We start from the raw sequence: 10,714 nt of genomic DNA on the forward strand, positions 1-10,714 counted from the left end.
GTTGCTGCCCCGACCGGAAGTGCCGGCGGGGGCCTCGGTTGCAATCCTGTCTTGTGCTTGTCCCGCCTACGGGGATTCTTCCCACGCCTCACGCTCGCTCAGTGACGCCGGCAGGTAGTCATCGGCCCGCTCACCGAGCCGCGCCATCAGCTGCAGGAAGTCGCGGCGCGGCAGCCGTACCTGCAGGCGCGTCTGGCCCTCTTCGCAGAAGCTCTCCTCACGAACCGCACCCAGCTCGTGCAGGCCGGCACGCAGCCGCCCCTGCTCGGGCTCGAGGGTCAGCGTGAAGTCGATGACATCCTCGGCCAGACACTCCGAGAGCGCCTGCTCCAGCAGCTCGATGCCTCTTCCCTCCCTGGCCGACAGCCAGACCACCTCGGGGCGCCCCTCGCCATCGCGCTCGATGCGCGGCGCGCTATCGAGCAGGTCGATCTTGTTCATCACCCTGAGCGTCGGCACCTCCAGGGCACCAATCTCGTCGAGCACCGTCTCGACCTGCTCGACGTTGAGCTCACGGTCGGGATCGGCGGCATCGATGACGTGCACCAGCAGGCTGGCCTCGGCGGCTTCCTGGAGGGTCGCCTGGAAGGCCTCCACCAGCTTGTGCGGCAGATGGCGGATGAAACCGACGGTATCGGCCATCACCACCGGCCCCACATCCTCGATCTCCAGTCGCCGCAGCGTCGGGTCGAGGGTAGCGAAGAGCTGGTCGGCCGCATAGACCTGCGACTCGGTAATCGAATTGAACAGCGTCGACTTGCCGGCGTTGGTGTACCCCACCAACGAGACGCTGGGGATCTCGGCACGGGCCCTCGAGCGACGGTTCTGGTCCCGCTGGCCGCGCACCTTGTCGAGGCGCTTGTGGATCGACTTGATGCGCCCACGCAGCAGCCGCCGGTCGGTCTCCAGCTGGGTCTCACCCGGGCCGCGCAGGCCGATACCGCCCTTCTGGCGTTCCAGGTGGGTCCAGCCGCGCACCAGGCGGGTCGACATGTACTCCAGCTGAGCCAGCTCGACCTGCAGCTTGCCCTCGTGGGTCCGCGCCCGCTGGGCGAAGATATCGAGAATCAGGCCGGTACGGTCGAGCACGCGACACTTGAGCTCACGCTCGAGGTTGCGCTCCTGGGAGGGGCTCAGGCCGTGGTTGAAGATCACCAGTTCGGCCGAGTGAACGGCGAGTGCTTCGCGCAGCTCCTCGAGCTTGCCCGAGCCGACGAAGGTGCGCGAATCGGGACGCTTGCGACTGCCGGTCAGCAGGGTTGCCGGCTCGGCGCCGGCAGAGCGCACGAGTTCCAGGAACTCCCCCGGATCCTCGCGCTCTTGCTCATCCTGAAAGTCGACATGGACGAGTACCGCCGTCTCACCGGCGTCGGGGCGTTCAAAAAACAATCACTACCTCACTCATCATCCTGCGCGGCGGCAGGGTCCTGGGCCGGCAGACGCACGTTACGCGACGGCACCACGGTGGAAATGGCATGCTTGTAGACCATCTGGCTGACGGTGTTACGCAGCAGGATCACGAACTGGTCGAAGGACTCGATCTGGCCCTGCAGCTTGATGCCGTTGACCAGGAAGATCGATACCGGGATACGCTCCTTGCGAAGGATGTTCAGGTACGGATCTTGAAGCGACTGCCCTTTTGACATTTTACTCTCCCTGGATGTGTCTCTGGAGTTGGGTTGTTGGGGTGTTATGAGGCCTTTTCAAGCGGCCCGGCCAGCGGCCAACGTAAATCGGTATCTTACGCTAAGTGCCGAAATGGCGCACGAGTTTCAGCACCTCTGCCTGGGGGTCGCCCTCCAGGGTATCCACCCAGTGCAGTGCTTCCCAGCTGCGCATCCAGGTCAGCTGCCGTTTGGCCAGCTGCCGAGTCGCCACGATACCGCGCCGCTCGAGACCCGCGCGATCGACCTCAGCGTCGAGATACTCCCAGACCTGACGGTAGCCGACGCTCTTCATCGAGGGCAGCGACGGCGTCAGGTCTCCACGTGAACGCAGGCTGGCGACCTCATCGATCAGCCCGCCCTCGAGCATGGCGGCAAAGCGCGTGGCGATACGCTCATGAAGCACCTGCCGCTGACCGGGGGCGAGCCCTATCGACAGCGTGCGCCATGGAAAGGTTTCAGGACGCTGTTCGGCCCACAGCTCGCTGAGCGTGCGACCACTGAGACGAAACACCTCCAGGGCGCGCAACAGCCGCTGGGGATCGTTGGGGTGAATCCGCGCCGCGGCGCCCGGATCGACGCGCTCCAGCTCCTTGTGCAGCGCGGCCAGGCCGCGCTCCTCGAGCTCGGCCTGAAGCTCGCCACGCATCCCCGGGTCGGAGCTCGGCAGATTGGCCACGCCATGCAGCAGCTGGCGAAGGTACATCATGGTGCCGCCCACCAGCAGCGGCACACGGCCACGGGCCGTGATCTCACGCATCTCGCGCAAGGCGTCCTCGCGAAACTCCGCCGCCGAGTAGGGCTCGGCCGGGTCGCGAATATCGACCAGGCGGTGCGGCGCCCGGGCCAGCTCCTGCGCCGAGGGCTTGGCACTGCCGATATCCAGGCCACGGTAGACCATGGTGGAGTCGACACTGATCAGCTCCACGCCGAGGCGCTCATGGAGCTCAATGGCAAGGTCGGTCTTGCCGGCGGCGGTGGGGCCCATCAGCAGAATGGCGGGCGGACGATCGTCGGTCATGAAATTCTCGGACTCTCTCAGGGGGAGCGCCGAGACGCTTACCCGGCGGCAGGCCTGCGACGAGGCGCTGTGAACCCATCCCTGGGCGCTACCGACGCCATCCCTGTCGTAGGACCTCCTCTTCGGCCTGCCCCCGGCGCATCTCGTCGCTCTAGTGGAAATATTGCGTGCTCATTGCCCCCGCATGAAGAGGCGGTCGAGCTGCTTCATGCTCATCTCGGTCCAGGTGGGGCGTCCATGATTACACTGGCCACTTCGCTCGGTGCGCTCCATATCGCGCAGCAGGGCATTCATCTCCGCCAGGGTCAGGCGGCGGTTGGCTCGCACGCTGCCGTGGCAGGCCATGGTGGAGAGCAGCTCGTTGATATGCGCCTCGAGGTGGTCGGAGCGTCCGTAGCGCTCCAGGTCGGCGAGCATCTGCCGAATCAGCGGCTCCACGTCGGCATCGGCCAGCAGCACCGGCACCTGCCGTACCAGCAGGGTCTCGGGCCCGGCGACATCGAGCTCGACCCCCAGGCGGGCAAAGGCCTCCTGCTCACCCTCCGCGGTGGCTACCTCGGCGGGGCTCGCCGCAAGCGACACCGGCACCAGCAGTGGCTGGGCCTCGAGTCGCCCCCCGTGGACCTGGGTCTTCATGCGCTCGTAGACGATGCGTTCATGGGCGGCATGCATATCCACTAGGATCAGGCCACGCTCGCTCTGGGAGAGAATATAGACACCGTGCAGCTGGGCCACGGCGAAGCCCAGCGGCGGGGCCCGGGTATCATCCTGCTCGGGCAGCGGCTCGGGACGCGGGGCTTGTGCCTGCTGGCGCTCCGCCAGGGCCAGCCCCGCCGCACCACCGCCGGCACCGGGCGCGGCCGGCTGCGGAGTCAGCAGCGCCTCCTCGTGATCCGGGTGCAGGCGACGATAACCCTCCATAAAGGCCCTGACGCGATCCGGCGTGACCCGCTCGCCCTCGTCGCGCTCGGGCAGCGACATCGGCTGCTGCTGCCAGCGCCCGGCGGGCTCGGCCACCTGGCGAGGCGCGGCGTCCGCTTCGTTGCGCTCGCTCGCCTCAGCGTCGGGCGTTTCGCCAGGTTCCCCCTCCGCCTGCCCGCCGGCACGCGCCTCGCCAAGCGCCCGGTGCAGACTGGAGAACAGGAAGTCGTGGACCAGGCGACCGTCGCGGAAGCGCACCTCATGCTTGGTGGGGTGAACATTGACGTCGACCACCGTCGGGTCGACCTCGAGATAGAGCACAAACACCGGGTGGCGGCCGTTGAAGAGCACGTCGCGGTAGGCCTGGCGTACCGCATGGGCCACCAGGCGGTCGCGCACCACCCGGCCGTTGACGAAAAAGTACTGCTGATCGGCCTGGGCACGAGAGTGAGTGGGCAGGCCCACCCAGCCCCACAGCCGCAGCCCGGAGGCCTCGATATTAAGATGCAGGGCATGCTCGAGAAACGCCTTGCCGAGAAGCGCGGCGATGCGCCGCTCGCGACTGGCCAGGTCCTCACCCGCACGCAGCTGATGAACGGTCTTGTGGTTGTGACGCAGGGTCCAGCCGATGTCATAGCGCGATAGCGCCTGGCGGCGGAAGGCCTCCTCGACATGACCGAACTCGGTCTTCTCCTTGCGCAGGAACTTGCGCCTGGCCGGGGTGTTGAAGAACAGGTCACGCACCGTCACCGAGGTGCCGCGCGGGTGCGGCGCCGGCGAGACCCGCGGCTCCATGTTGCGTCCCTCGGCCACCACCCGCCATCCGGCGGTGGGGTCGCCATCGGGGTTGGAGACCAGCTCCAGGCGCGATACCGAGCTGATCGAGGCCAGCGCCTCGCCGCGAAAGCCCAGGCTCGCCACGCCCTCGAGCTCCTCCAGGGAGGCGATCTTGCTGGTGGCGTGGCGCGACAGCGCCAACGGCAGGTCATCCTCACCGATGCCGCTGCCATCGTCGCGGATCCGGATCAATCGGGCACCACCCGCCTCCAGCTCCACCTCGATGCGCGAGCTGCCGGCATCGATGGCATTCTCGACCAGCTCCTTGACCACCGAGGCGGGGCGCTCGACCACCTCGCCGGCGGCGATCTGGTTGGCCAGGCGTGGATCAAGGGTTCGAATGCGTCGCTGTTCTGACATATCACTCCACGAAACGAAAACCGCAAGCCGAGCTTATGAGCGGGGGATGCGCAGCACCTGGCCGACCCGGATCACATCGCCATTGAGCTCGTTGGCCTGCTTGAGGCGGCGCACCGGCACATCATGGCGGGAGGCGATCTCGGAGAGGGTATCACCCGGCTGGATGCGATACTCGTCGCCGGCGGTGCTTCGCCCGTTGTCACGCTGCCAGGCCAGCAGGCTGGCCGGGGGCGGGTTGGTGCGGAAATGCTCCTCGACGCCCGAGAAGATGGCTCGGGCCATCTTCTCCTGGTGGGCGGGGTCGAGTAGGCGACGCTCCTCCTGGGGGTTGGAGATAAAGCCGGTCTCGACCAGCAGCGACGGGATATCCGGCGACTTGAGCACCACGAAACCGGCCTGCTCCACCCGAGGCTTGTGCAGCCGGTTGACGCGCCCCATGCGATCCAGCACCTGTCCCCCGATGGAGAGGGAGTCGTTGAGGGTCGCGGTCATGGTCAGGTCGAGCAGCACGCCGCGCAGCACCTCGTCCTTGTCCTTGAGCGAGAGATTGCCATCCACACCGCCGATCAGGTCGGCCTTGTTCTCGCTCTCGGCCAGCCACTGGGCGGTCTCGGAGGTGGCCCCACGCTGGGAGAGCGCAAAGACCGAACTGCCGTTGGGGCGCGGACTGTGAAAGGCATCGGCATGAATGGAGACGAAGAAGTCCGCCTTCTGCTCACGCGCGATATGGGTGCGCTGGCGCAGCCCCACGTAGTAGTCGCTGTCGCGGATCATCACCGCACGGAATCCCTCGGCCGCATTGACTCGCTGCTGGAGGCGCTTGGCGATCTGCAGCACCACGTCCTTCTCGAGGGTACCCGAGGGGCCGATGGCGCCGGGGTCCTCGCCGCCATGGCCGGCGTCGATGGCGATGATGATATCGCGCTTGGGATGCGGCTGAGCCGGCTGGACCACCGCCTCGGGCTCGGGCACTACCGAGCTGCCGCCGAGGTCGACCTGGGCCTGGGCACGCTTGGCGGCGATCTCCTGCTCGCGGATCATCGCCTCGATGGGATCGATGGGGTCCTCCACGGCGCTCTCGCCGGGGTACTCCAGATCCACCACCAGTCGATGTCCATACTGATTGTTGGGCGCCAGGACGAAGTGGCGAGGTGCCACCTCGCGCTCCAGGTCCAGCACCACGCGCAGGTCGTTCCCTTCGCGAACGCCGGAGCGGATACGGCTGATGGCACTGCCGGTCAGGTCGAGTCCGTCGAGGTCGGCCTGCATGCGGCTGTCGTCCAGATCGATCACCAGCCGCCGCGGATTGTCGAGGGAGAACACCTTGGCCTGGGTCGGTGAGGCCAGGTCGAAGACCAGGCGCGCATGATCCGGCGCCGCCCACAGCCGCAGGTTCTCCACCTCGCCGGCCTGAACCGCGGCAAGAGGGGCCATCATCGACAGGCTCAGCGCCAGCAGGCGATGCAGGATGGCTGGTCGCATCAGGTGGCCCCCTCTCCGGGCTTGGCCGCGCGACACCACTCGGTGACGGCGGGCATGGCGGCCAGGCGAGCGAGTGCCGCTTCGCCATGGGCACTATGTGCCTCCAGCACCGCCTCGCGGCCCTCTCCCACCACGCCAAGCTCGATGCGCAGGTCGGGACCGGGCAACCAGCCCTCACCACGAACCGGCCACTCGATCAGACTCAAGGCATCATCCCCCAGCAGGTCTCGGCCGCCGATGAACTCGAGCTCCTCGGGGTCACCCAGACGATAGAGGTCGAAGTGATAGACCCGCTTGCCATCGAGTTCGTAGGGCTCCACCAGGGTATAGGTCGGGCTCTTCACCGCGCCGCGATGACCATAGGCACGTAACACGCCGCGGGCCAGGGTCGTCTTGCCGGCTCCCAGCTCGCCGACGAGATAGACCCGCCCACGCCCCTCCAGGGCACGCCCCAGGCACTCCCCCAGGCCCACCTGGCACGCTTCATCATCGAGTCGCAGCCGCATCGTCCTCGCTCTTGCCATCACTCGTCGCCATCATACCCGGCCGGGTTGACCAGAATTCGCGCATAGGATGCCAGATCACCGGCCAGCAGACCACGCTCTCCGGCGTCTGCCGCGGCCAGATCCGCGGCCCTGGCGTGTACCAGCACCCCCAATCGGGCGGCGATCTCCAGCGGCACCCCCTGGGCCAGCAGGGCACCGAGCATCCCGGAGAGCACATCCCCCATGCCACCGCTGGCCATGCCGGGGTTGCCGAAGGGGCAGACCGCGACCCCCTCGGGGCCCGAGATCAGGCTGCCCGCCCCCTTGAGAACCACCACCCCGCCGAAACGCTCGCGCAGGGCCACCACGGCCGCACGACGGTCCGCCTCGATCTCGGCCACACGCCAGCCCAGCAGGCGGGCCGCCTCGCCGGGGTGGGGGGTCAGGATCCAGTTGTCGCGGGGCGCCATGCCCTCCTCGGCTCCGGCGAAGTAGGCGGCCAGCAGATTGAGTCCATCGGCATCCACCACCAGCGGCTTGTCGGACTCGAGCGCCGCCTGCAGCACACCCTGGCCCCAGCAGCCCTGCCCCAGGCCGGGCCCCACCACCAGCACATCGGCCTGGGCGGGAAGCTGGCCGAGATCGGTGGCGCCACGAATGCCATGGGCCATCACCTCGGGACGACGCACCAGGCTGGCGGCAACATGCGCCGGCGCGGTGGCCAGGCTGATCTTGCCGGCCCCCAGCCGTGCACAGGCCTCGGCGGCCAGCAGCGCCGCGCCACCGAAACCGGGCGCGCCCCCCAGCACCAGCGCATGGCCACAGTCGCCCTTGTGGGCGGTACGCCGCCGCGCCGGCAGCCAGGCAGCCGCCAGCCCCGTGTCGAGCAGGTGCGCTGCCGGTACCAGGTCCGTCTCGGCCAGGGCCTCCACCCCCAGATCCCGAAAGCAGAGCTCACCGACATGCTCCGCCGCCGCACCGATATGCAGCCCCAGCTTGTCGCCGATAAAGGTCACGGTGGTAGCCGCCAGCACCGCGTCGCCGAGCACCGCACCGGTATCGGCGTGCAGCCCCGAGGGAATATCGAGGGCCAGCACCGGCCTGCCGCTGGCATTGACCGCCGCGATCGCCTCACGAAAGGCACCGCGCACCTCGCCGGCAAGCCCGGTCCCCAGCAGGGCATCGATCACCAACTCCCCGGTAAGCCTTATGCCGGGCGTCCAGGGTTCGGCGCCCACGCCGGCCGCCGTGGCCATCTCGGCGGCCAGGCGGGCATCGCCACTCAACTCATCGACGGGCCTGAGCAGAACGCGCTGCACCGTGAGCCCCTCGGCGGCGGCCAGGGCGGCCAGCACATGGCCATCGCCGCCATTGTTGCCCCCTCCACACAGCACCGTAAGCGAACGAACCTCGGGCCAGTGCTGCCTGAGAACCTGCCAGGCCGCGGCACTGGCGCGCTGCATCAGGGCGAAGCCCGCGATGCCACCGGCAATGGTGCGCCGGTCCAGTTCACGCACCTGGTCGGCGAGGTAGAGCGGGTGCAGTCCTGCCCCGGGCCCCTGGCTGGCATCGGTCATGCGGTGTCTCTCCGGTGGCAATGCTTTATCATGGCAGTAGTTCGATAGACGACCTTATCGAACAGTGTAAAGCCTTCGCGGCCCGCGCCAAGTGGCGCAGGCCCCCTGCACGGTGTTTTCGAGATCATGTCCTCCTCGTCTCTCCACGACGACGCCCCCGACCCGCACGCCCTGGCCCAGCGTATCAAGGCCTGGGGGAGCGAGCTCGGCTTCCAGCAGCTTGGCATTACCGATATCGACCTCAGCGAGGATGAGGCGCGTCTGGAGCGCTGGCTGGCGGCTGGCCGGCATGGCGAGATGGGCTTCATGGCCAAGCACGGCACCAAGCGCACGCGCCCCGACGAGCTGGTGCCCGGCACCGTGCGAGTGATCAGTGTGCGGCTGGACTATCTGCCCGCCGAGGTCGAGACCCTGACCACCCTGGCGAGTCCGCAGACGGCCTATGTGTCGCGCTACGCCACCGGCCGTGACTATCACAAGCTGATGCGCAAGCGCCTGGCGACCCTGGCCAAGTGGATCGAGGCCGAGGTGGGCCCCTTCGGCTACCGTGCCTTCGTCGACTCGGCGCCGGTCATGGAGCGGGCACTGGCGCGCAAGGCGGGTCTCGGCTGGGTGGGCAAGAATGCCATGATGATCAATCCACAGGCCGGCTCGCTGTTCTTTCTGGGTGAGCTGTATACCGACCTGCCGCTGCCGGCGGATGAGCCCTTTGCCGGCGAGCACTGCGGCAGCTGCAGCGCCTGCCGCACCGCCTGCCCCACCGGCGCCATCGTCGAGGATCGGGTGGTCGACGCCCGGGCCTGCATCTCCTACCTGACCATCGAGCTGTTCGGTGCGATTCCCGAGCACTATCGCGAGGCGATGGGCAACCGGGTGTTCGGCTGTGACGACTGTCAGCTGGTCTGTCCCTTCACGCGCTTTACCACGCCCACCGCCGAGAGGGACTTCTCGCCGCGCCACGACCTCGACCGCGCCAGCCTGCTCTCGCTATTCGCCTGGGGTGAGGAGGAATTTCTGGAGAAGACCGCCGGCAGCCCGATCCGCCGCATCGGCTACGAGCGCTGGCTGCGTAACCTCGCCGTGGGGCTGGGTAACGCCCCCTGGAGCGAGGCCATCGAGGCGGCGCTGAGAGCACGCCTGCCCTACCCCTCCGACCTCGTCCGCGAACATGTGCGCTGGGCCCTCGCCCGCCAGCGGGAAAAACGCCGGGAACTGATTGCCGTAAGCCGTAAGCCGTAAGCCGTAAGCGGCCACCAATGTCTTGTGATCAAGGTGGCTTTCGGGTCTTATCCCTCTGCGCGCAGCTACCCCCCCGTCTATCCTGGCGGCATTAAAGTAACAAGCGATGGGGACTTTGGTTCGACGCTGGAGTCACTCCGCTGTTTGGTCATGCCACCGGTCTCGAAGTTGAAGAATCTCCGGCAGACAACGAAAGAAAGCTTCCACCAAGGCAGGATCAAAATGCTTGCCAGCTTGCTCCCGAATCAAGTGGATTGCCTGCTCGACCGACCAGGCCTGCTTGTAGGGGCGCACACTGGTGAGCGCGTCGAAGACATCGGCAATGGCCACGATGCGCGCAGCGAGCGGAATATCCTCACCGGCCAACCCCCGCGGGTAGCCGCTACCATCCCACTTCTCATGATGGCAAAGCGCCACTTCCCGAGCCATGTCCAATAGCGCAGACCCATCTTCGCCGATGATTTCGGCTCCAATCTCGGTATGACGCTGCATGGTGGCCCACTCTTCGGCATCCAGCCTGCCTGGCTTCTGCAGGATTGCATCGGGAATGCCAATCTTACCCACGTCATGCATGGGAGAAGCATTGAGCAGGATCTCGGCCCAGGCCTTGCCAAGCCCAGCCGAGATCGCGATCAGCCGTGAGTAATGGCTCATGCGAATGACATGGAGCCCGGTTTCATTATCCTTGTATTCCGCTGCCCGCCCGAGTCTCTGCACAATAGCGAGACGGGTCGCTACCAGCTCATCCACCTGCACCAGTGACAGATGGTTCTTGACGCGTGCGTGAACGACTGGAGTACTGACCGGCTTGGTAATGTAGTCCACCGCCCCCAGATCAAAGCCGTGCGCCTCGTCCTTCGCATCAGACAAGGCTGTTACAAAAATCACGGGGATACGCCTTGTGGAGTCATCCCCCTTGAGAGTCTTGCACACGTCATAACCGGTAAGTCCCGGCATCATTACATCTAGAAGGATCAGGTCAGGGCTCTCGATACGAGCAAGGTGAAGGGCTCGATTGCCATCCCGCGCAAACAACAGGCGATACTGGTCTGACAAGATCGTGCGCAACACCTGCAGGTTGGCAGGCTCGTCGTCGACCAGCAGCAGTGTTGGGGTGGCGGTCAGCAT

General features: G+C 66.8%; 9 protein-coding genes. 1 reads left to right on the forward strand and 8 read right to left on the reverse strand.

The annotated features are described in order from the left end of the window. Positions 1–66 precede the first annotated feature (66 nt). From hflX to RM463_RS16840, 7 genes are all read right to left on the reverse strand, one after another. Entirely contained in the window at positions 67–1,389 is a 1,323-nt protein-coding gene (gene hflX / locus RM463_RS16810) for a ribosome rescue GTPase HflX (protein WP_311430698.1), read from the reverse strand. A gap of 8 nt (positions 1,390–1,397) precedes the next feature. After that, positions 1,398–1,646 carry an RNA chaperone Hfq gene (gene hfq, locus RM463_RS16815; RefSeq protein WP_132043297.1) on the reverse strand — a complete coding sequence of 83 codons (249 nt, stop codon included), beginning with the start codon at positions 1,644–1,646 and terminating at the stop codon, positions 1,398–1,400. Positions 1,647–1,746: 100 nt separating this feature from the next. Beyond that, positions 1,747–2,685 (reverse strand): tRNA (adenosine(37)-N6)-dimethylallyltransferase MiaA, encoded by a 939-nt coding sequence (gene miaA, locus RM463_RS16820; protein ID WP_311430699.1) that lies wholly within the window; start codon positions 2,683–2,685, stop codon positions 1,747–1,749. A gap of 171 nt (positions 2,686–2,856) precedes the next feature. After that, on the reverse strand, positions 2,857–4,803 hold the full coding sequence (gene mutL, locus RM463_RS16825) for a DNA mismatch repair endonuclease MutL (RefSeq protein WP_311430700.1): 1,947 nt from the start codon (positions 4,801–4,803) through the stop codon (positions 2,857–2,859). A gap of 33 nt (positions 4,804–4,836) precedes the next feature. Next, positions 4,837–6,285: an N-acetylmuramoyl-L-alanine amidase gene (locus RM463_RS16830; RefSeq protein ID WP_195688350.1), complete on the reverse strand. Its 1,449-nt coding sequence runs from the start codon at positions 6,283–6,285 to the stop codon at positions 4,837–4,839. Next, positions 6,285–6,791, reverse strand: a complete 507-nt coding sequence (gene tsaE / locus RM463_RS16835) for a tRNA (adenosine(37)-N6)-threonylcarbamoyltransferase complex ATPase subunit type 1 TsaE (protein ID WP_311430701.1) — start codon at positions 6,789–6,791, stop codon at positions 6,285–6,287. Before tsaE ends, RM463_RS16830 begins: the two co-directional genes overlap by 1 nt. A 17-nt stretch (positions 6,792–6,808) precedes the next feature. After that, positions 6,809–8,347, reverse strand: a complete 1,539-nt coding sequence (locus tag RM463_RS16840; RefSeq protein WP_311430702.1) for an NAD(P)H-hydrate dehydratase — start codon at positions 8,345–8,347, stop codon at positions 6,809–6,811. 126 nt (positions 8,348–8,473) lie between these two features. Here RM463_RS16840 and queG point away from each other — a divergent pair, with 126 nt between their 5' ends. After that, entirely contained in the window at positions 8,474–9,586 is a 1,113-nt protein-coding gene (gene queG, locus RM463_RS16845; RefSeq protein WP_311430703.1) for a tRNA epoxyqueuosine(34) reductase QueG, read from the forward strand. Positions 9,587–9,718: 132 nt separating this feature from the next. On the opposite strand, the gene RM463_RS16850 is transcribed toward queG, so the two are convergent. Then, positions 9,719–10,714, reverse strand: coding sequence for an HD domain-containing phosphohydrolase (locus RM463_RS16850; protein WP_311430704.1), 996 nt, complete (start codon positions 10,712–10,714; stop codon positions 9,719–9,721).

The sequence above is a fragment of the Halomonas sp. LES1 genome, from assembly GCF_031846005.1.
In the GTDB taxonomy this organism is placed as follows: domain Bacteria; phylum Pseudomonadota; class Gammaproteobacteria; order Pseudomonadales; family Halomonadaceae; genus Halomonas.

What these genes read in the sequence shown, in the direction of transcription:
- hfq (WP_132043297.1), bottom strand. Translation starts at nt 1,646, where the DNA reads ATGTCAAAAGGGCAGTCGCTTCAAGATCCGTACCTGAACATCCTTCGC.
- miaA (WP_311430699.1), bottom strand. Translation starts at nt 2,685, where the DNA reads ATGACCGACGATCGTCCGCCCGCCATTCTGCTGATGGGCCCCACCGCC.
- mutL (WP_311430700.1), bottom strand. Translation starts at nt 4,803, where the DNA reads ATGTCAGAACAGCGACGCATTCGAACCCTTGATCCACGCCTGGCCAAC.
- RM463_RS16830 (WP_195688350.1), bottom strand. Translation starts at nt 6,285, where the DNA reads ATGCGACCAGCCATCCTGCATCGCCTGCTGGCGCTGAGCCTGTCGATG.
- tsaE (WP_311430701.1), bottom strand. Translation starts at nt 6,791, where the DNA reads ATGCGGCTGCGACTCGATGATGAAGCGTGCCAGGTGGGCCTGGGGGAG.
- RM463_RS16840 (WP_311430702.1), bottom strand. Translation starts at nt 8,347, where the DNA reads ATGACCGATGCCAGCCAGGGGCCCGGGGCAGGACTGCACCCGCTCTAC.
- queG (WP_311430703.1), top strand. Translation starts at nt 8,474, where the DNA reads ATGTCCTCCTCGTCTCTCCACGACGACGCCCCCGACCCGCACGCCCTG.
- RM463_RS16850 (WP_311430704.1), bottom strand. Translation starts at nt 10,714, where the DNA reads ATGCTGACCGCCACCCCAACACTGCTGCTGGTCGACGACGAGCCTGCC.